Origin of the sequence: Actinomyces sp. HMSC065F11, assembly GCF_001813085.1 — a bacterium.
GTDB lineage: Bacteria > Actinomycetota > Actinomycetes > Actinomycetales > Actinomycetaceae > Gleimia > Gleimia europaea.
On the sequence record NZ_KV811470.1, the window covers coordinates 119,055 to 139,404 of the forward strand.

18 protein-coding genes are annotated in these 20,350 nt (G+C 54.2%); 16 read left to right on the forward strand and 2 right to left on the reverse strand.

Features of this window, described 5'->3' with window-relative positions; translation table 11 throughout:
• Window positions 1–48 precede the first annotated feature (48 nt).
• The 13 genes from HMPREF2891_RS03045 to HMPREF2891_RS03105 all read left to right on the forward strand — a co-directional run bounded on the left by HMPREF2891_RS03045 (window position 49) and on the right by HMPREF2891_RS03105 (window position 14,634).
• The gene (locus HMPREF2891_RS03045; RefSeq protein WP_034506897.1) at window positions 49–1,038 is read left to right on the forward strand and encodes a DNA-directed RNA polymerase subunit alpha; all 990 of its coding nucleotides are present in this window, start codon (window positions 49–51) and stop codon (window positions 1,036–1,038) included.
• 30 nt (window positions 1,039–1,068) lie between these two features.
• A complete protein-coding gene (rplQ, locus tag HMPREF2891_RS03050; protein WP_070618124.1) occupies window positions 1,069–1,605 on the forward strand; it encodes a 50S ribosomal protein L17 in 537 nt (178 codons plus the stop codon).
• An 88-nt stretch (window positions 1,606–1,693) separates the two neighbouring features.
• Complete coding sequence (locus HMPREF2891_RS03055; protein ID WP_070618121.1) at window positions 1,694–2,443, forward strand: ROK family protein; 750 nt, start codon at window positions 1,694–1,696, stop codon at window positions 2,441–2,443.
• The gene (truA, locus tag HMPREF2891_RS03060) at window positions 2,431–3,339 is read left to right on the forward strand and encodes a tRNA pseudouridine(38-40) synthase TruA (RefSeq protein WP_070663834.1); all 909 of its coding nucleotides are present in this window, start codon (window positions 2,431–2,433) and stop codon (window positions 3,337–3,339) included. The genes HMPREF2891_RS03055 and truA overlap by 13 nt, the downstream gene beginning before the upstream one ends.
• 243 nt (window positions 3,340–3,582) lie before the next feature.
• Window positions 3,583–4,026, forward strand: coding sequence for a 50S ribosomal protein L13 (gene rplM, locus HMPREF2891_RS03065; protein WP_070618113.1), 444 nt, complete (start codon window positions 3,583–3,585; stop codon window positions 4,024–4,026).
• 44 nt (window positions 4,027–4,070) lie between these two features.
• Window positions 4,071–4,562 carry a 30S ribosomal protein S9 gene (gene rpsI / locus HMPREF2891_RS03070; RefSeq protein WP_016444107.1) on the forward strand — a complete coding sequence of 164 codons (492 nt, stop codon included), beginning with the start codon at window positions 4,071–4,073 and terminating at the stop codon, window positions 4,560–4,562.
• Between the two features lie 152 nt (window positions 4,563–4,714).
• Window positions 4,715–6,061 (forward strand): phosphoglucosamine mutase, encoded by a 1,347-nt coding sequence (gene glmM, locus HMPREF2891_RS03075; protein WP_070618110.1) that lies wholly within the window; start codon window positions 4,715–4,717, stop codon window positions 6,059–6,061.
• 198 nt (window positions 6,062–6,259) lie between these two features.
• Complete coding sequence (locus HMPREF2891_RS03080) at window positions 6,260–7,354, forward strand: DNA cytosine methyltransferase (protein WP_070663835.1); 1,095 nt, start codon at window positions 6,260–6,262, stop codon at window positions 7,352–7,354.
• 139 nt (window positions 7,355–7,493) lie between these two features.
• On the forward strand, window positions 7,494–10,085 hold the full coding sequence (locus HMPREF2891_RS03085) for a Z1 domain-containing protein (RefSeq protein ID WP_070663836.1): 2,592 nt from the start codon (window positions 7,494–7,496) through the stop codon (window positions 10,083–10,085).
• A 9-nt stretch (window positions 10,086–10,094) separates the two neighbouring features.
• Window positions 10,095–11,096 (forward strand): PD-(D/E)XK motif protein, encoded by a 1,002-nt coding sequence (locus HMPREF2891_RS03090; protein WP_070663837.1) that lies wholly within the window; start codon window positions 10,095–10,097, stop codon window positions 11,094–11,096.
• Complete coding sequence (locus tag HMPREF2891_RS03095; RefSeq protein ID WP_070663838.1) at window positions 11,083–13,020, forward strand: hypothetical protein; 1,938 nt, start codon at window positions 11,083–11,085, stop codon at window positions 13,018–13,020. The genes HMPREF2891_RS03090 and HMPREF2891_RS03095 overlap by 14 nt, the downstream gene beginning before the upstream one ends.
• Window positions 13,017–13,889: a hypothetical protein gene (locus HMPREF2891_RS03100; RefSeq protein WP_070663839.1), complete on the forward strand. Its 873-nt coding sequence runs from the start codon at window positions 13,017–13,019 to the stop codon at window positions 13,887–13,889. Before HMPREF2891_RS03095 ends, HMPREF2891_RS03100 begins: the two co-directional genes overlap by 4 nt.
• Before the next feature lie 172 nt (window positions 13,890–14,061).
• Window positions 14,062–14,634, forward strand: coding sequence for a DUF6339 family protein (locus tag HMPREF2891_RS03105; RefSeq protein WP_186822280.1), 573 nt, complete (start codon window positions 14,062–14,064; stop codon window positions 14,632–14,634).
• 37 nt (window positions 14,635–14,671) lie between these two features.
• Here the strand turns inward: HMPREF2891_RS03105 and HMPREF2891_RS03110 are convergent, their stop codons facing one another.
• Both HMPREF2891_RS03110 and coaA read right to left on the reverse strand, forming a co-directional pair.
• Window positions 14,672–15,919: a YibE/F family protein gene (locus HMPREF2891_RS03110; RefSeq protein WP_070663841.1), complete on the reverse strand. Its 1,248-nt coding sequence runs from the start codon at window positions 15,917–15,919 to the stop codon at window positions 14,672–14,674.
• 24 nt (window positions 15,920–15,943) lie between these two features.
• Entirely contained in the window at window positions 15,944–16,912 is a 969-nt protein-coding gene (coaA, locus tag HMPREF2891_RS03115) for a type I pantothenate kinase (protein ID WP_034506880.1), read from the reverse strand.
• A 90-nt stretch (window positions 16,913–17,002) separates the two neighbouring features.
• Here coaA and HMPREF2891_RS03120 point away from each other — a divergent pair, with 90 nt between their 5' ends.
• The 3 genes from HMPREF2891_RS03120 to alr are packed head-to-tail and all read left to right on the forward strand — an operon-like array spanning window position 17,003 to window position 20,331.
• Window positions 17,003–18,601, forward strand: coding sequence for an NAD(P)H-hydrate epimerase (locus tag HMPREF2891_RS03120; RefSeq protein ID WP_070663842.1), 1,599 nt, complete (start codon window positions 17,003–17,005; stop codon window positions 18,599–18,601).
• A complete protein-coding gene (locus HMPREF2891_RS03125; protein ID WP_083311222.1) occupies window positions 18,598–19,110 on the forward strand; it encodes a GtrA family protein in 513 nt (170 codons plus the stop codon). The genes HMPREF2891_RS03120 and HMPREF2891_RS03125 overlap by 4 nt, the downstream gene beginning before the upstream one ends.
• A gap of 30 nt (window positions 19,111–19,140) precedes the next feature.
• On the forward strand, window positions 19,141–20,331 hold the full coding sequence (alr, locus tag HMPREF2891_RS03130; protein ID WP_070663843.1) for an alanine racemase: 1,191 nt from the start codon (window positions 19,141–19,143) through the stop codon (window positions 20,329–20,331).
• Window positions 20,332–20,350: the final 19 nt, after the last annotated feature.

Sequence of the window (20,350 nt, forward strand, 5' to 3'; positions counted from 1 at the left end):
CACCGCTCAATGTCATATGGCGGATATTGAGCAGAAAGGATCACAGACGTGCTCATTGCACAGCGACCCACTCTGACAGAAGAGAAGGTTAGCGACTACCGCTCGCGTTTTACACTGGAGCCCCTAGAGCCGGGGTTTGGATACACGCTGGGTAACTCCTTGCGTCGTACCTTGCTGTCCTCCATTCCGGGGGCGGCTGTGACGTCTATCCGCATTGATGGCGTTCAGCACGAGTTTTCGACCGTGCCGGGCGTTAAGGAAGATGTCGCCGAGATTATCCTGAACATCAAGGAGATCGTTCTCTCGTCTGAGAATGATGAGCCTGTTGTCATGTACCTTCGTAAGGATGAGGCCGGTGAGGTAACGGCGGGAGATATTACGCTTCCTGCCGGGGTTGAGGTTCACAACCCGGATCTTCACATTGCCACGCTTTCTGAGAAGGGCAAGCTGGAGATCGAGCTGACCGTGGAGCGTGGCCGTGGCTACGTTTCGGCTGCTCAGAATAAGAGCGCGGATGCAGAGATTTCTCGCATCCCGGTTGATTCGATTTACAGCCCCGTTTTGCGGGTTACCTACAAGGTTGAAGCTACTCGTGTTGAGCAGCGTACGGACTTTGACCGTCTCGTCGTTGATGTCGAGACTAAGGCGGCCATTTCGCCGCGTGACGCTCTTGCTTCAGCTGGTAAGACGCTTGTTGAGCTGTTTGGTCTAGCTCGCGAGCTGAATACTGAGGCTGAGGGCATTGAGATTGGTCCGTCCGCTACGGATGAGACGCTTGCGCAGGATCTGGCTCTTCCGATTGAAGAGCTTGGGCTGCAGTCCCGTTCTTACAACGCCTTGCGTCGCCGCGGTATTTTGACCGTTGGCGAGCTGGTTGCTCACTCGGAGGCTGACCTTCTGGATATTCGTAACTTTGGTACGAAGTCTATTGAGGAGATCAGGGAGAAGCTTGCTGGTCTTGGCATGACGCTTAAAGACGCAGTAATGCCCGGTGGTTCCACTGATCAGCCTCGTTCTATCCAGTTCAGCGACGAGTAAGCATCGCACAGAAGTTTTATAGGAGAAATCATGCCCAAGCCTACGAAGGGCCCTCGTCTGGGTGGAAGCCCGGCGCACGAAAAAATCATTCTGGCGAACCTCGCCAGGGAACTGTTCATTCACGGACAGATCACGACGACGGCCGCTAAGGCTCGTCGCTTGCAGCCGCTTGCCGAGAAGATGATCACCAAGGCTCGCCGCGGTGACATTCACGCTCGTCGCACGGTTGCTAAGACGATTTCGGATAAGGACGTTTTGTACACGTTGTTTGACGAGATCGCACCGTCGATTGATCCGGAGCGTCAGGGTGGCTACACCCGTATCACGAAGCTCGGCAATCGTCGTGGCGACAACGCTCCGATGGTTCAGATTTCTATCGTGACCGAGAAGGTTGAGAAGAAGGCTGTTATCGCGGAGGCCGACAAGACTGCAGCTATGGCTGCGGCGGCTGAGGACGAGGTCAAGGAGCAGGAGACCGCCCAGGCTCCTGAATCTGAAGAGGCTGAAGAGGTTGTAGAGGCTGCTGAGGCTGAAGAGGCCGAGGCTGCTGAGGAAACCGAGAAGTAAGTCTGACTGCTTCAAGGAGGGTGCGGATCGTTTGGTCCGCGCCCTCCTTTTGTTTTTGCGCAGGTTGCGGGCCGCTAGGATGGGGAGCATGAGTGAGATTTTGACCCTGGCTGTTGACTGCGGTGGGGGTGGAATAAAGGCGTCGGTGCTGGATGAGAACGGCACGATGATTGCCCCGGCTGTGCGCACGGCTACGCCCTACCCTTTGCCGCCAGCGCTACTGGTTGACACGATTGTGGATTTAGCGGTGCATCTGCCGCATGCGGATCGCGTGACGGTGGGTATGCCCGGCATGATTCGCCACGGTGTGGTGATTGCGACGCCGCACTACATTACGAAGGATGGCCCTCGCTCTAAGGTTTTGCCCGAGTTGGTGCAGCTGTGGTCGCGGTTTGACATGCGCAGGAGTTTGGAGGAGCGCCTACAGGTTCCTACGCTCGTGCTGAATGATGCGGAGGTTGCGGGTGCTGGGGCGATTGCGGGCACGGGCTTAGAGATGATCATTACGCTGGGGACCGGTTTGGGAAACGCGGTGTTTGATGCGGGCAGGCTGGCGCCGCATACGGAGATCTCTCAGGGGCCGATTCGCTGGGGTTTGACCTATGACGATTACCTGGGGGAGCATGAGCGGTTGCGGCTAGGGGACGCGCACTGGTCGCGTCGCGTTCGCCGCACGGTAGCTGCACTCCGTCCCATGTACATGTGGGACCGCTTGTATATCGGTGGAGGCAATGGGGTGCGGATTACGCCGTCTCACCGCGAGCATTTGGGTGATGACGTGGTGATTGTGCCTAATGACGCGGGAATCCGTGGCGGGGTGCGAGCTTGGAACGTTTAGAACAACCCGCGCCACCCGTAGTTGAGCAGGCCGCAGAGCCCGTGGTTCGTGTCCGTTTGGATCTGGCGTATTTGGGAACATCGTTTCGCGGTTGGGCACGTCAGCCGCGTTTGCGTACGGTGCAGGGTGAGGTTGAGGAGGCCTTGGCAACTCTTCTGCGCACGCCGGCGACGCTAACGGTGGCGGGGCGTACTGATGCTGGTGTTCATGCGGCGGCTCAGGTGGCGAACTTTGACGTGGAGCAAAGCCGTATTTCAAAGCTCAACCGTGAGGGTGATTTTGAGGCCGGGATGGCGGCCCTCCAGGGACGCTTGAACGGTTTGTTGTCGCGCGGCAGTGAGGGTGCTGGCGCAGATGTGGTGGTGAAGTCTGTCCGGGTGGTGTCCGCTGATTTTGACGCCCGGTTTAGTGCACTTAAGCGCCACTATTGCTACCGCATTTCAGATCGGGTGGATACGAACGATCCCCTCACCGCTGCCACGATGTGGTGGACTGGTGCGCAGTTGGACGTGAACGCCATGCAGGCAGAAGCAACCTGCCTGCTGGGGGAGCACGATTTCTTGTCATTTTGTAAGCCTCGGGAGGGGGCTACCACTATCCGCACCTTGGAAGAGGTGAGGGTGGAGCGCTCCTCAACGGGAATTGAAGTGCGCTTGTCGGCGGATGCTTTTTGTCATTCGATGGTGAGGTCCGTGGTGGGGGCACTTGTAGAGGTGGGACGCGGGCGGCGTCCGAGCGGGTGGGTTAAGCAGCTGGTGGAACAGCCCAGCAGGTCCCATTCGGTGCCGATCGCGCCCGCGCATGGCCTGACGTTGGTTGCGGTGGAGTATCCGGGTAAGGACGAATGGGCGGACCAGCAGAAACGAACGCGCAGGTTGAGGTCGCTCGACTGCTAATAGGTCGACGCCAGCGCGTTTTATGAGTAATACGCCACTAATGGGCGCTGTTCCTTTGACGCTGATCCGCTAGGTCGTTAAGCTGTAAGACGTTGTGCGTCTAGTGTGCGCGGATCAGAACTTCCCACTCACTGGTCTAACGCCCAGACGCAATGACGCGAGCAATACCTGAATGTGAGCGGTTGCAATTATTCGTCATTGGATATTGTGCCGCTCCCGAATTAGAAGAAGAAGGCCACGCCCGTGCGCACCTATATTCCTAAGCCCGGAGACGACGTCAAGAAGTGGTACGTTATCGACGCCACTGACCTCGTCCTCGGCCGTGTGGCAGCTGCGGCTGCCAGGCTACTTCGTGGGAAGCATAAGCCTACTTTCACGCCGAACCTTGATCAGGGTGATTTCGTCATCATTATTAACGCTGACAAGATCGCCGTTACTGGTAACAAGCTGGATCAGAAGTTCGCTTACCGCCACTCCGGTTTCCCGGGTGGTTTGAAGAAGATTTCTTACCGTGAACTTCTTGCTAAGTACCCTGAGCGTGCTGTTGAGAAGGCTATTCGCGGTATGATCCCGCATAACAAGCTCGGTCGAGCTCAGATGAAGAAGCTCCGTGTCTACGCAGGTCCGGAGCACCCTCATGCGGCTCAAAATCCGATTCCCTACGAGATCACCCAGGTCGCCCAGTAAGCGCCCAGCGCTGTGGACGCCAGTAAGTAAAACTGAGGAGAACTGTGGCTGAGACCACCGATATCGACGTGCTGGAAGAGGAGAACGCCCCCAGCTCGTACACTACTGAAACTGAGACCGAGAAGACTGGCGCTGGCCAGTCGATTACCGCTCCGGGTGTTGGCCTGGGCCGTCGCAAGCGCTCCGTTGCGCGTGTGCGCCTAGTTCCGGGCACTGGCGAGTGGAAGGTCAATGGTCGTTCGTTGGACGACTACTTCCCGAACAAGTTGCACCAGCAGCTGGTTCGCTCACCTTTTGTACTTCTTGACCTTGAGGGTCGTTTTGACGTGATTGCTCGCATTAATGGCGGCGGCACGTCTGGCCAGGCTGGCGCTTTGCGTCTTGGCATTGCCCGCGCGCTTAACGAGATTGACCGTGAGGCTAACCGCCCGGCTTTGAAGAAGGCTGGTTTCTTGACTCGTGACGCTCGTGTCACGGAGCGCAAGAAGGCTGGTCTTAAGAAGGCACGTAAGGCTCCGCAGTACTCCAAGCGTTAATGTTTGGCTGATTGCGTTTTGGAGGCCCGCACCACGTGGTGCGGGCCTCTTTTTTGTGTTTTGCTCATATGATTGTGGGGTAAAAGTTTTTTAGGAGTATCGTTTTTCTTGTTTGTTAGAGGGCGCATGTAGCCCGCGATTGGAGGAATGCTATGCCTCGGATGTTTGGTACTGATGGTGTACGTGGGCTTGCAAATCGGGATATAACCCCGCATTTGGCGTTGGAACTGGGGGAGGCTGCCGCTAGGTATGTGGCGCGTTCTTCTAATGGTTCGGGGTCGCGTCCTCGCGCAATTATTGGCCGCGATACGCGCTTGTCGGGCGAGTTCTTGGATCATGCGCTGGCTGCTGGTTTGGCGGCGGCTGGTATGGATGTGACGCGTATTGGCGTGGCTACTACTCCGATGGTGGCGCATTTGACGGCTACGGAGAACGTTGAGCTGGGTGCGATGATTTCCGCGTCGCATAATCCGATGCCGGATAATGGCATTAAGTTTTTTGCCCACGGCGGTTTTAAGTTGGAGGACCGCGTTGAGGACACGATCGAGCGTTTGATTGGTGAACCGTGGGAGCGCCCGGTGGGCGAAGCGGTTGGCGAGATCGAGTTTGATGATTCGCGCGCCTCGTCTTCGTATATCGAGCATCTTGTAGGTGCGGTTGGTACGTCGCTCAGGGGTATGCGCATCGCGGTTGATGCGGCTAACGGTTCGGCATCTTGGTTTGGTCCGGAGGCGCTTCGCGAGGCCGGGGCTGACGTTGTGGTGATTAACGCGTCGCCTGATGGTAGGAATATCAACCATGATTGCGGTTCTACTCATCCGGAGCAGTTGCAGGCGTTCACCGTGGCGTCGAAGGCTGATTTTGGTGTGGCGTATGACGGTGATGCGGATCGTTGTTTGGCAGTTGATGCTGAGGGCAACCTGGTCGATGGTGACAAGATCATGGGCGCGTTGGCGTTGGATCTGCGTAGGCGTGGAAAGTTGTTTGATGACACGCTGGTGATCACGGTGATGTCGAATCTGGGCCTGGTGCTCGCGATGAAGGAGCAGGGCATTAAGACGGTTCAGACGGCCGTGGGTGATCGTTACGTGTTGGAGGAGATGCGAGCGAAGGGCTACACGCTGGGTGGCGAGCAGTCCGGCCACGTGATCGCCTCTCACCATGCAACCACGGGTGATGGTGTGCTGACGTCGTTGTTGATCGCACGCATGTTGAAGGAGACGGATCGTTCGCTGGCCGAGGCTACGGATTTTGTGAAGCGTTTGCCGCAGATTTTGATCAATGTGGGTGGCGTGGATAAGAAGCGCACGGATGACGAGGCAGTTGTGGCTGCAGTGCGTGAGGCTGAGGAGCGACTGGGCGAGACCGGTCGTGTGGTGCTGCGTCCGTCGGGCACGGAGCCTTTGGTGCGCGTCATGGTTGAGGCAGCAACCCAGGAGCAGGCTGATCACGAGGCCGGCCTAATCGCCGACGTGGTGAAGGAACGCCTGTCGCTGTAGATTGTAGTAGTCATCTGTCGCGAGGTGACTTTCAGGATAGTAACGGAACTGTGGGGATTCGTCCCTGCAGTTCCGTTGTCATTTGACCTGTATAGCAGTGCAGCAGGCGGCAATTTAGAGGTTTTGGATGAGAGCTGCACTCAAGTGGTTTGCCTGGTATGCTGCTTGATATGCTGCGTGTAGTTATCGCGCTTCGTGATGTGTCATGTGCTTAGTACGTACGTAGGAGTAGGCTGGGAAATCTTGCGAAATTATCGCCTTGGAGAGCTGTTCTGTGGCCCAGGAGGATTGGGCTTAGGGGCTCAGCATGCGGATATAGGCAACGGTGACAAGATCACGCATGTGTGGGCCACTGATTATGATGCGGATACTTGTAATACCTATATCAAGAACATTGAAGGTGCTTCTGATCGGTCGGTCATCTGCGAGGATATTCGCGAGTTAGATTACAGCCGACTGAAAGAGATCAGTGGCATTGACGGCCTTGCATTTGGTTTCCCCTGCAATGATTTTTCAATCGTTGGTGAACGAAAAGGAATCTCTGGAGAATTTGGCCCTCTTTACAAGTATGGGGTGAAGGCCCTCGAGATTTTTCAACCCCAATGGTTTATCGCAGAAAATGTTGGGGGATTGCGCTCCAACAATGCGGGCAAAGCCTTCGAACGCATCATGAAGGAACTTCGGGGTGCCGGTTACGAAATCATTCCGAACCTATACAAGTTCGAGCAATACGGCGTCCCTCAAGCGCGTCACCGAATAATCGTGGTCGGTATGCATAAAGATTTAAAGAAAACGTTCAAAGTGCCGTCTGCTGAACCCTACAAACACGTGGATGTCTCCGTGTCTACGGCGTTGGCAGGAAACATGAGAGGCTTAACCGGAACTGAAAAGACCAGGCAATCCTCTCAAGTCGTTGAAAGACTTAAGCATATTAAGCCTGGACAGAATGCGTTCACGGCGGATTTGCCTGCCCGCTTGCAGATCAATACTCGGACTCGGATAAGTCAGATCTACAGGCGTTTAGACCCTGATAAGCCGGCATACACGGTTACCGGTTCTGGGGGCGGAGGCACGCATATGTATCACTGGGATGAGCCGCGCGCACTGACTAACCGCGAGCGGGCTCGTTTGCAGACTTTCCCAGATGATTTCGATTTCTGTGGGAGTAAAGAAAAAGTTCGTCGCCAAATCGGAATGGCTGTCCCGCCCAAGGGGGCGCAGGTCATTTTCGAAGCGATTCTTAAGACGATGGCTGGTGTCGAATACGAATGGCAGGAGCCCAGTTTGAAGTAGTTCATATCTGTAGGGGCTCTTGAAGGTCTAAAAGTCTGTCTGGATAAGGAATTGCTTGTCAAGACTTGAGCATTCAGTCTTTTTGAAGCTCTCAAATATACTGTACTTGAACTCACACTGGCGTGACCTAGAAGGCATAATGGACTGTATTAATCAACCCTGGGCGCAGCGGCTACGTAAGAAGGTCGATGCTTTCGCGAAGAAGCAGGGCACGAGGGAACAAGCAGAAAAGCGATATTCGCAGTTTGATAGGGCCAATTGCTTGCCTCAAATCCTCGATGAAGTTTATGGCCAACTCGAAGTTCGACATCAAGAAGTGCAGGCCAATTTTTTGAAGACTTCGGTCACCACTAAAGACGGATTTGCAGATTGGTATCACGGAGCAAAAGAAAACGACGGTTGCTGGGCGCAATACCGTGATCGGCTTTCTGCCGATCCCGGTATGAGGAGCGCTCTAAAAACTATCGATTCGGAATCCAGCACAGTAGTAGGCCAGTTGGCGAACCCTTTCAAACGAGGGGACAGAAAAAAGGGGCTCGTCCTTGGCTATGTGCAATCAGGTAAAACTGCTAACTATGCAGCCGTCATAGCAAAGGCAGTCGATGCAGGATACAAGATGATAATCGTGCTCTCGGGCATGTACACTGCGCTTCGCCAGCAAACACAGTTGCGTCTTGAGCGAGACCTGGCTGTTGGGCAACGTTTTATCCCTGAAGGCACTGCTAAAGAACACGAGTGGTTCTTGTTAACGAGTGTTGATCTTGAATCCACTACATCAGCAGACGGCGATATGAACGCACGAGTTGCGAAAATCGGTTCGACGAGCATCGTGGAAGACCGTGAGAAAGTATTTCTGGCAGTAGTTAAGAAAAACACTGTAGTTCTGCAAAACGTCAGTAGATTTCTAAAGAACATGCGGGATTCTGATTTGGAAACGTTTCCCGTACTGATAATCGATGATGAGTCAGATCAGGCAACCCCAAACACCGAGGCTGAAAAGAACGCAATTTCCACTATCAACAAGCGCATCCGTGCGATCTGGGAATCGGTGAAAATCGGATCATATGTCGCATACACCGCCACGCCGTTTGCGAATCTACTAATGGATCCGAATGACGAGTTCGAACTATATCCTTCTGATTTCTTTATTGCTATGAAGAAGCCAGATGGTTATTACGGTGCTTTGGAATACTTTGGGCGACGTGAGGCTGGATTAACGGACAAACCTGGTTATGAGCCCGCGTTAGATGCCGTTAGAGAAATACCCGACAGCGAAGTCAAACGTATCGAACCGAAAAAGCGTAAAGGCGTGGATGCTGCACCTGAGATGGTTCCGAGTCTGCGCACGGCCATTGACTGGTTCATTGTGGCGACTGCAATTAGAAGACTCCGCGACGGAGAGCGGCATTCGACGATGCTCGTGCACACATCAATGAAAACCTCATCACACCAGTCCGTCGCGAGTCTCATCAATGCTTATCTAGACGTATTGCAGGATCTGCCTGAAGCAGAGCTATTAGATCATTTCCAAGAGGTATTCTCCGTAGAATATTTAGCGCGTTTGTCACCTGATGCGGAACCCGGTGAATCTTGGGGAGAACTAGAACCTATCTTGTTGGAGTTAGTTCAAAAGGCGAATGTCATTGTCGACAACTCAGAGTCAGATGAGCGGTTGCAATATGATGCTGATGCCCCGGCTACAACCGTTGTTGTTGGTGGTAACACGCTTTCTCGAGGGTTAACGCTTGAAGGATTAGTTTGTTCGTATTTCGCACGTGTATCCCAGGCTGCCGATACCTTGGCGCAGATGGGCCGTTGGTTCGGCTATAGGCCAGGATATGAAGATCTTGTAAGAGTGTGGATGAGTCTAGGTGTGCGCAATAAGTTCACGTACATAGCCGATATTGAGTCCGAATTACGTGAAGAAGCAGAGTTCTTCGTAGATGGGCAACAGACGCCGGGCGAAATTGGAGTGCGGATGCGCACATATCCCGGGGTACTCGAGTTAACCTCGAACAACAAAATGTACTTTGCGCACAAGGTAGACCGTAGTCTTCAAGGGGTAAGACTACAGACGCAAATATTCGAGAATGATCTGGAGCCGATTGCACACAACTGGCAGGCGTTCGTCGATTCGGTCGCGGCTTTTAATCAAGCCTGTTCGAAGGCGAAACGCATTCGAAACAACTGGGTACTGTTCGATGTGCCCTCGGCAGAGATATTGACTTTTCTAGACCGGTATAACGTGCACGAAAAGGTGAGTTCGCTCCAGCCTGAAGTGATAGTCACCTGGATAAATCAGCACGCAATGGGTAAACATTGGAATGTAGTCCTAGTTTCTCCTAAGTCTGGCAAGCGGGTTGAGTTAATCGACGGGATGGAAATTACCCTGTCAAAACGTACTCGAACGATTACAAGCGATGATGATGCAACAGACATCAGGGCAGTTATTGCTCCGGATGATGTTAGCGCTGATATTGAAGCAGTTGAGCCAGGATTAGGAATAAGACAACAAATTGAGGTGCGCAGGCGGGACGCAAGCGGTAATGGACTTTTGTTGTTGTATTTGATTGACAAGTACTCTGCTCCTTCGAATAATGACTCGAAAACTCGGTGTGCGCTTAATGCACCGGCAGATGTTCCTTTGTTCGGCTTGATACCTCCATTCCTCTCAAGAACTGAAAAGAGCGATGGCGATTATGTATCAGTGAAACCCGAAAGCTCTAGGTGAAGGAAAACAGTGAATACGCCTGGTGAAGATTTACGTAGTTACCTAGAAAAGCCCTTTGAGAGCCCCGATGATGAAACGGTAAGAGCATTTCGGCTTGAATGCCCAGGTACCGGGGAACTTGTATGGGTTACTTTCTCCCCGGAAGCTCAAAGGCAGTTACTGATACAAATTTCGGAAGAGCTCGCCGTCATGAGTGGGGCTCTGACGAAATTTATCGACCGACAAACTGTCTGGCACACAGATAGAAAAACCGGCCGCAAGGCTAGGTATGTCGCATTCACATGTACCCGAGCGTCGTTAACATCAACTTTTGAGTCGCTCATCGTTGATTTCATCCGAATGCTAGATGGGATGGAGACGAGTGCGTTTGAGACGTTTGAGGATGTATTTCTTAAGTGGGAAGAGCTTTTGCAACAGGACATCAGAAAGGTCTCTTTTAATACACTCGTTGGCTTATTCGGAGAGCTTGTAGTCCTCGAGTATGTGGCTCCAAATGACCCGACGCTCGCTGTTGAATCGTGGTCAGGACCAGAGAACGAAGGCCCTGACTTTAAGAGCGCGTCTTGGAATATTGAAGTTAAGACCACTACAGCGACAAATTACAATCGCCTGCACGTAAGCGATCCCAACCAGTTTGTCCCCTCAGGTGGAATCCCCCTCTATCTAGCGAGAGTGGCTTTGACAACTCATCCGAGGGGACGAACAATACACGAACTTCGTGATCACATCATTGAGCTGGGAATAAGTAATATCGATCTGGCTGGCAAGATCCAGATGGTATCTGCCCAGATCTTAGAAGATGACACCACTCGCCCTCTTCTAGTTAAAGACATCGGCTTTTACAAGGTCGATGAGACTTTCCCTCATATTGGGGATTTCGGGGCGCCACGCGTAATGGAAGGCGTATCGAACCTGCAATATGACGTGGAATTGCAATACGCATACCGGTTATCCAATGAAGAAATGACGAGCGTATTTCTAGAGCCAGTGAGGACGAATGTCGAACCTTAAACCGCTGAAACAGTACTCGCCAGAGACAGGGGCCAATGCGGTATCCGCAGATGGAACGCATAAGCTACTCGGCACGTTTGCTATGGATCCTTACGAGATTATGATCCGAGAATGTGCTCAAAATAGTTGGGATGCCAAGCTTGAGTCATGTCAGACTCCAAGCTTTGTAGTGGATGTTCGGGAACTTTCGGAATCACAGGACAGCTTTGTAAAGAATGTCGTTCTTGGTTCGCGGAAGAATCTAGCTACCAGCCTAGTGGAGAGTATTCGTAGCAAAGACCGTATGAAATGCATTGAGATCCTGGACAGGGGCACTTCGGGTCTTGATGGCGAAGCCCGTATTTCTGCACCAAAAAAGGACGCTCAGGGGCGAATCTTGGATACGAATTTTCGAGACCTCGTATTCACACTTGGTGCAACACGTGATACCGAGCTAGGCGGCGGAACGTATGGGTTCGGAAAAATCGCTGCTTTTTTGGTCAGCAAATCGATGACAATTATCTATTGGACTCGCTGTTGGTATCGAGGGCAACTCGAATATAGATTGATCGCTTCGCATATTGGTTCTCCATTTCAAGAGAACGGCAAGCAACATATTGGTCGACATTGGTGGGGAGACGAACAGGACGGTGAGTTTGTTCCGGTTATTGGAGAGCAAGCCCGACGAATCGGTGAGGCCATATTTGACCACCATTTTGAAGGTCAAGAAACGGGCACAAATATCCTCGTGATCGATCCTGTTTATACGAACGGGATCGATGAAGAGGAAACAGCAAACGCAGATCTGGAAGAGCGTCAGATTGATACGTACGAACTCGGTGGGAAACTACGAGATTACGCGTTGGTGAATCTCTGGCCGAAAATGACCCCCACATCGTCTGGGGTGGTGCCGATGGATATAAGAGTATTGGCAAATGGTGTCGAGCTCTCAATGGGATCTATTCATGAGGACTTATGGAGTGTATGGGCCGAAGTCCTAAATGATGTGCGTGACCTCGAAGATGGTGAGATTGAGGAGAGCCCCGAAGGGGAAACCGACATCAAGGTCGTGAAGACGATTGGGTATCAACAAAGGACCAAAGGCGTAAAGGATCTTGGATCACTTGCGATTGTTAGAGATCTTTTCCCGATGGATGAAACGCCCTTTAAACGAGCCATGGTAGGGAAGAACGGAACATTATGCCTGTTGCGAGCTCCTGAACTTGTGGTCAGGTACCTGCCTTTTGGCACAGAATCTAATGAAGACGCTTATACGTGCGGAGTGTTCAAAGCGTCTCGAGATCCGGAGGTAGATGAGGCATTCTCAGCTGCCGAAAACCCAACTCACACCGAATGGAATACCGGCCAATTAGACGGTGCGAAGCGTGTTTACAAGAACAGAGTAGAGCGAGCTAGACGAGACGTGCGGGCTGTGGCAGCAGCGTTCATGAATCCTGTGAATCATGACGAGGCTAGCGCAGGAGCGAATATCAACATCACGGTTTCTAAGATGTTGGGCTCTCTGTTACCACGCCCAGCTCTATCTGAATCAATGACCACTTCGTCGAAGAGCCGAAGTGGTAGTAAGGGGCGAAAGAAAGTACTGTTGCCCGAAATTATCGAGTGCAAATTCGGCGGAATTAGCGGTAATCAGCAGATTCAACATCTACTCATAAAGACCCCTGAAAACGAAACTGAACCTTTGAACGTGTCCCTTGAGGTTTCGATTGTTGCGGAGGCAAAAGAGGTTCTCAGAGATGAGCAACTGGAAGTTCAATGGATTAATCTGAATGACCCGCGCAAGAACTCGGCGGGTCTAAAGGCAACCCTAGTTGGTGGTGCTGAGTACTTGGTGAAAGTCAAAGCTCCGGGAGGTTGCTTGCTTGAGACCAAGTTGAATGCTGAGAAACCTGAGAATAAGCGAGAAGGGAGGAGAGCCCAGTGAGAAAAGTTCAGGCATTCCCGTTTTTTGCGGCTTCAGACTCGGACGTTAAATGGGGTAAATGGTCTGTAAACGGCAGTGAGGACGATTCTTTTGAATCATTGATGGATGAATGGCCTCCTTCTCCATCTGTTAGCTTCGAGATTGGAGCCAAAGTATCCGATCGGTTTTTTGAGAACGTACATGTTCAGGACCGAGAACTGTACAGTCTGGTTATTGAGGCTTACTGTCCCGGAACCCGCTATCTAGTCCACGAAACATCGGGTTTTCGTTCGCGAAATGCCGACACTCTTGTCACTTCGGTCAGTGTTGACGCATCCAAGGTTATCGGAGAGATCCAACTTACAGCCACCATATGCGGACCGGGATATGTATCTGATGATCAGAGTATTCCTGCCGTCCCGTTTGCTCGTCTTGCGACCAATACGACGAAGATACTTGCCCGAGGAGACTCTGCAATTATCCCGACTCGGGAGGTCGAGGGATTAGAATCACCTTGGGAAATTCACGTTAGCTTCCAAGACCTAACTGACCGGTATCAGCATCACATCAATCCCCGTCTAAATGCGAATGAAAAGAAGCTCATTCGAGAATTGAATGCAGGCGACAAGGTATTGCAATGGGCGCTGGTGTGTGACGTTATTCGGACCACGATTCAAGCAGCTTCCTCGTTAGCAAGTGATGACTTGAATGAGGTAGATGACTGCGCTGTGGAATATCCGGAATCACTGGCAGCGGCCGTTGCTAGATATGCAAGGATGATGGACAGCAACTGGACTAGCGCCGACCTATTGCGGGCTTACCGTGATCCGTCAAACTTTGTGGAGATCGAGAATAAGATCAAGAAGGCGGTGAAGAAGAATGTCCGTTAACGGTAGCTGGTTTTTATATCCAGTAGCGTCTTCGGATGTGCTGAGTCAGCAGTTCGAAAACCTTGCCTCTATGTATGCCTCGGGGATGGGCATGCGGTCGTATACCCGGCTCGAGCATCCATCTTTCGCCTACTCACCCGAATTGAACCAAGTTGGTGGTACCAAGGTTACTGTGGCACATCTTAAAGAACTGCAGAATAAGGTGGCATCGCTTATAGACAAGACTAGAGAAGGGGAATTTCTATCTTTCGCAACTGATGCTGACTTTGCCTCCCTTCTCCACACAGAAATGAGGGTGCACCCCGCTCAGACTGAGGACGGTCTGATGTGGGCAACACTAGCGACTTTCATATTGCCTGAGTACGTTCTCAGACGGTTCCCGAAGATTAGCGAAGCGAGATTCGGAGCTACTCGAAGGAATGCTCTTCATAGGCTCTGGTTTAGGCGTGAGGCGTTTACGTTGGAACTAGAAGAGAAGTATGAGCACATATTAGACCAGGACAGTGTCCAGCAAACGGTTGAACGCCCATTGCTCAGTTCCGATAAGCGCCTGGTTGAACTCCTGCTGGAGGTTACAGATGAATCTGTTCCTAAGGGCGTCAATCACAGGCTGTTTTTCCGTGACCTTGCCAAACAGGCAACCTATTTGACGGCAGTGAGCGTCCCTGGAGTCATGCCTGAGAAGGTTTTGAAGAGAGAACTATTGAAACGCGCTGCGAATCTGCTGAATGAAAGTGCGTCCTAGATTCTCATAGAAAGCAAAGCTTTGCGCAAATACCGCCTTACGCCGGGAGTACTTGTTGTGCTCCCGGCGTTTGCGTGTCTGCGGGCACTTGCGGTCCGCGTACGGCTGCGACTGCGATCGCAGTTGTGATGGGCACGCTCAAAATGAGGGCGCTGCCGGACGCGAAGATTTGCAGGGCCTCGGCCGCTAGGCTCTCCACCGCGAACAGGTCCGATAAAGACTGGTCATAAAACAGTGCAATCAGCATGACGGAAGACAATGCGGCGCCAGTGTAGGCAAACACTATCGTGTAGATCGTGGAGGCAATGTGGTCGCGCCCAATGCGCATGGCGCTCGAGTAGATCTCTCGTTTCGTGTAAGTGGGGGAGGCAATGCGTAGCTCCCAAACTGCAGAAGACTGCGTGATCGTCACATCGTTCAACACGCCCAGTCCGCTCAAAATAATGGCCGCAACCAAAAGCTGGCTCATATCTAGGCCCGGCAGGCTTGAGGACAAGTTAAACGCAGTCTCGTCAACAAAACCGGACAGATGCCCGAACCTCGTTGCAACGGTGCCAAGAAAAGCAGCCAACAACAGGCCCGCAAAGGTGCCCAACATTGCGGAGGCAGTTCGCATCGAAAAACCGTGCGCAACATGAATCACAACCAGCATGATCGCAGTTGAACCAACCACGCCCACGAGAATCCCGGGTCTTCCCGACGCCAGCGACGGCAACATGAATCGAATGAGCACCAGCACGGCAAACGCAAGCCCTACCAGCGCCATAGCTCCCTTCGCCCTCGCCACGGCCAGCACAACCAAAACGAACAGTAGCGCGAAAAGAAGGATGGGCAGATTGCGCTCAATCCCCGTGAAACTGTAAACCGCAGAGCCGTTTGGGCCGGGTGAACTGATTACCTGAATCACGTCTCCTACAGACAGGTGCGAGGCGGCGGCAGGGCCAGGCGATTCCATCACGGCTTCTTTCCCCGCATCCTCACCCGTGGTCAGCCGGACGGTAAGCGTCACACAAGAATGCGCTCCGCTCGCCGCCAGAGCAGCGCTCTCGCACCGGTGCTCCACTTCAAGAATTTTGGCCTGCTCCCGCGAAACGCCCGGTGCGGTTTGATAACCCGTGAGGGCCTGAACATGCTCAAGTCCCTCCCAGTCAGGCCGTAGCACGTACGCGCCAACAGCGGTCAGAGCCGTAATGAATGCGAGTAGAACAATGATTACCAAACGCGCCTTTGGCGAAGTTGTTGAAGCCTCAGCAGTGCGAGAAATATGTGAGTGCTGGTGTGCCATAGGTGTTTTCTTCTAAACCTAGTTTCAGATTTTGCGTAACCGCAGTTCCCTAACCCGGTGGTCTGCTCCCTTATGAATAACGAGGGTAGCGCGCTCGCGGGTGGGCAGGATGTTGTCCGTTAGGTTAGGCAAGTTAATGGTGTTCCAAATTTCGTGGGCGCGCGCCACGGCCTCCTCGTCCGTCAGATTCGCGTAGGCGCGGAAATACGAGTTCTTGTCACTAAACGCAGTTGAACGTAGCTTCAAGAAACGGTTGATGTACCAAGACTCAATGTGGTCTTGGTCTGCGTCCACGTAAATCGAAAAATCAAAGTAGTCCGAAACCGCTACAGCGCCCGTCTGGTCTTTTGCGGTTCTTGCAGCCTGGAGAACGTTCAGGCCCTCAACGATGAGGATGTCCGGCTGGTTCACCACTTCACGCTCGCCGGGAACAATATCGTAAGTGAGGTGCGAGTAAACGGGGGCGGTCACGCCAGACTGGCCAGACTTCACGTCGGCCATGAACTTCATCAGAGCCGCGCGGTCGTAGGACTCTGGGAAGCCCTTCTTTGCCATTATGCCGCGCTCTTTCAACACGGCATTGGGTAGCAAAAATCCATCCGTTGCAATCAGTTGCACGCGGGGAGTGTTGGGCCACCGGCGCAACAGTTCCCGCAACAGGCGTGCGGTTGAAGACTTACCAACCGCTACCGATCCGGCCACGCCAATAATAAACGGGACCGGCGGGCGGTGGGGTTCGCGCAAAAAGTAGTGTCGGTCGTGTGACAGCCTGCGCGCCGAGTTCACATACATTTGCAAAAGCGCGGAAATAGGGCGGTAAATGGCATCCACTTCCGCAAGATCCATTGGGTCGCCAAGGCTGGAGATCCGCTCAACATCCTCCACGGTTAAAGGTAGTGGCGTTGAATCTGCAAGGTCGCTCCAGGCTTCGCGCGTGAAACGTTGGAACGGTGATTGCTCTGCGTAGAGCCGGGCAGGCGGGTTGAAATGCACGCAACTATTTTGCCTGATTTTTCGCGATTTTTCGCCTCGGATGATGGCGCCCTGTTTTAGGACGTAAAGTTGTGTAGTTGAGGAGGGCAAATGCAGCGAGTTTTTAGCGTGTCAATGATCCGCGCCAGGGAGGCCGCAGCTGTGAAGGCTGCGGGCCTAGATGAGTTGATGAAGGTAGCGGCGCGAGGCGTTGCCGACGCGGTGCAAGATGTGTACCAGGCCGGCGAGGTAGCTGCGCTTGTTGGTGGCGGTGACAATGGGGGAGACGCGCTGTACGCGGCCGCATTCTTGTGCGGTGAGGGCGTTCCCGTTAAGGCCGTCGTGCTGAGTGATCATCCACACGAACGTGCTTTGACTGCCGCGCGCGCGGCTGGGGTGGAAATCTGCCAGCCTGCTAAGACCGCCGCTGACGTGTTGCCGTTGCTTGCCTCCGCAACTGTATGGATCGATGGCCTTGTGGGCACGGGCACCGAAGGCGCGCTGAAGGAACCGCTGGCGTCAATTGTTGCCGCGTTAGAAGAGGCGCGGGGCCAGTTGCCTGGCCGCAAGGTGGTGGCGGTTGACGTGCCGTCGGGACTAGCAACACCGGACGGTACGGTTCCGGCAGATGCGCTGCGCGCTGACATCGTGGTGACGATGGGCGCGTTGAAGCCGTCGGCGGTGTTCCCTCCCGCTTGCTACTACCAGCGCGAGGTTCGCCTAGTGGATTTGGGGCTCGATTTGGGGCCTCATTTTGCCCGCGTACTTGAAGGCGTTGACGTGCGTGAGGTTGTCGCACTCCCATCCGCTACGGATCACAAGTATTCACGCGGCGTGGTGCGCCTGGTGGTGGGATCGCAGAAGTATCCGGGCGCGGCGGTCTTGGCTACCTTGGGAGCACGCGGAGTTGGTACCGGCATGATCCGCCTCGTCACTGATGAAGCTACGCGCACTCTGGTGTTGGCTGCCGCTCCCGAGGTTGTAACAGTGGATGGACGCGCGCAAGCAGTGGCAGTTGGGTGCGGTATGGACCCGCAGAACTTGGAGGATCGTAGCCGGATCGCTACACAGATTTTTGAGGCGGAAGTTCCCCTGGTAGTTGATGCGGGCGCGATTTCGGTGGCAGCGCAGCTGGTGCACTCTGGTCACGCGGCAGCGCCACAGATGGTGTGGACACCCCATGCGGGGGAGGCCGCAGCGGCGCTATCGATCCTGGATGAATCTGAATGGACGCGTGAACGCGTGGAGGAAGCCCCAATCAAGGCCGCTATGCGCCTGGCTGGGCTATCTGGCGCGGTAATTGCGTTGAAGGGTGCTGCCACGCTGATTGTGAGCCCGCGCGGCCACGTGTTTGTGCAGGCGCAGGCTCCGACATGGGCGGGCACGGCCGGCTCAGGCGACGTCCTCGCCGGCGCGATTGCGGGTGTTCTTGCCGGCGTGCAGGCGCACGTCGAGGAGGAAGCGGGCCGCCTCGATTGGGAGGAGCTGACGCGCGCGGTGGCGGCCGCTGTTTGGTTGCACGGGGTGGCGGCGCGGCGTGCAGCTGGATTCGAGGACGTGGATGGGCAGGCCGGCGGGGTTGCTCTGCGTCCGGGCTATGGTTTGGAAGGTGGCCGCCCGATAGCGGCTTCTGATATTGCGCGCAATCTGCCTGACGCTTTTGGGCAGGCCCTGCGTTCGCATAAGAATTCTGCCCGGGAGGCTCTGTGACTGAAAACCCGCAAACCCCACCCCCGTCCGAGCCACCTGCATCCGGCCCCTCGGCACCTGCAAAGCCCTCAGCGCCGGGCCAAGCCCGCCGCAAGCTGATTGACGCAACTACGTGGAAGTTCATCCTGGTGGGCATTGTGAACACGATTGTGGGCACAACCGTGATGTTCTTGGCGTATAACTGGCTGGGTTTTGGCTACTGGGTGTCCTCAGCGTTGAACTACATTATTGGTTCGATTGTGAGCTTCGTGCTGAATAAGTACTTCACGTTCCAAAACAAGGAGCGTTCGCTGCGTCAAGTGTGGCTGTTCATTGTGAATATTGCGGCGTGCTACCTGCTTGCCTACGGGTTGGCTAAGCCCCTGGTTTATGCGCTTACTTCGGAGCTTTCGGTGAAGGTTGCGGATAACTTGTCCATGGGTCTCGGTATGATTTTGTTTGTGGCGTTGAACTATGCGGGGCAGCGTTTTGTGGTGTTCGCCAGCAAAACGGATGCCGCCCAGAAGTAGCGTCCCAGTGGTGTCATAGTCTCGAGGAGAATGACAGTGAGTGAACAGTTAGCGCACTATCCGGCGGTTGTCGAGGTCGATGTTGCCGCGCTTGTGGCAAATGCCGCGCGCATGCGCACTTTCGCTCGGAAGGCTCGCCACCTGGGGATTGTGAAAGCTGACGCCTACGGGCACGGTAGCCACGAGGTTTCTCGCGCGCTTGCCCGCGCAGGCTACGACATTTTGGGTATCGCCCAGCTTGCCGAGGCTCTTGATCTCAGTAGTTTCCTCAAACAAGAGGGCATTGATGGGGTCAGTATTTTCAGTTGGATCCTGCCAGTGTCTGACGAAGCCGCCATTCGCCAAGCGATTGAAGCTGACATTGAACTGTCCGTGTCTAACCTGGACCAGCTTCACTTGATAGAGAGTCAAGGTTTGCCAGCTCGTATTCATCTGAAGGTGGACACGGGGATGGGCCGCGGAGGAGCGATCCCCACAGAGTTCCCTGCCCTCGCGCTCGCGGCAAGCAAGGCAAAACACGCGAAGATCGTGGGCGTGTGGTCGCATTTGGCGCGCGCGGACGAAGCCGGTGCGGAAGGCAAGCGGGCCACCGGCCTTCAAATCAAGATTTTTAACGAGGCAGTGCAGGCGGCTGTAGAGGCTGGCCTGGCCGGTTTTGAGCGCCACCTTGCGGCAACGGCGGGCCAGATCTGGCATGAGGACACTCATTTCGACATGGTGCGAGACGGCATTGGGTTGTACGGACTTTCGCCAGACCCGCAGAACACGCCCTCGCTGGACTTGGGGTTGCAACCGGTGATGACGTTGAAGGCTGACCTGGTGCAGGTCAAGCGCGTCCCGCGGGGTCAAACCGTGTCATATGGAGGACAGTGGGTTGCTCCCACGGATCGCTGGCTCGGCCTGGTTCCTCTTGGATATGGGGACGGTATCCCGCGCCACGCTGCGGGCAAAGGCCCGGTCAGCGTCTATACGCAGGCGGGGAGGATCGACACGCACGTAGTTGGGCGCGTGTGCATGGACCAGTTTGTGATCGACCTTGGGCCCGCGGAGGGCAATGAGCCTCCCGCCCGGGCCGGCGACACCGTGGTGCTGTTTGGCAATCCCAACTCAAAAACCACGCCCGGGTGTCCGCTTGCGGATGATTGGGCGCAGGCGTGCGGCACTATCAACTACGAGATCATTACTCGGTTGGGTGCGCGCGTGCCAAGAGCGTACTCTTAGAGCGGCGCTGATACGTAAA

Coding starts and splice junctions, on each gene's coding strand:
- HMPREF2891_RS03120 (WP_070663842.1), top strand. CDS start 17,003: ATGCAGCGAGTTTTTAGCGTGTCAATGATCCGCGCCAGGGAGGCCGCA.
- rplQ (WP_070618124.1), top strand. CDS start 1,069: ATGCCCAAGCCTACGAAGGGCCCTCGTCTGGGTGGAAGCCCGGCGCAC.
- HMPREF2891_RS03095 (WP_070663838.1), top strand. CDS start 11,083: ATGTCGAACCTTAAACCGCTGAAACAGTACTCGCCAGAGACAGGGGCC.
- HMPREF2891_RS03085 (WP_070663836.1), top strand. CDS start 7,494: ATGGACTGTATTAATCAACCCTGGGCGCAGCGGCTACGTAAGAAGGTC.
- alr (WP_070663843.1), top strand. CDS start 19,141: ATGACAGTGAGTGAACAGTTAGCGCACTATCCGGCGGTTGTCGAGGTC.
- glmM (WP_070618110.1), top strand. CDS start 4,715: ATGCCTCGGATGTTTGGTACTGATGGTGTACGTGGGCTTGCAAATCGG.
- HMPREF2891_RS03055 (WP_070618121.1), top strand. CDS start 1,694: ATGAGTGAGATTTTGACCCTGGCTGTTGACTGCGGTGGGGGTGGAATA.
- HMPREF2891_RS03080 (WP_070663835.1), top strand. CDS start 6,260: ATGTGTCATGTGCTTAGTACGTACGTAGGAGTAGGCTGGGAAATCTTG.
- HMPREF2891_RS03110 (WP_070663841.1), bottom strand. CDS start 15,919: ATGGCACACCAGCACTCACATATTTCTCGCACTGCTGAGGCTTCAACA.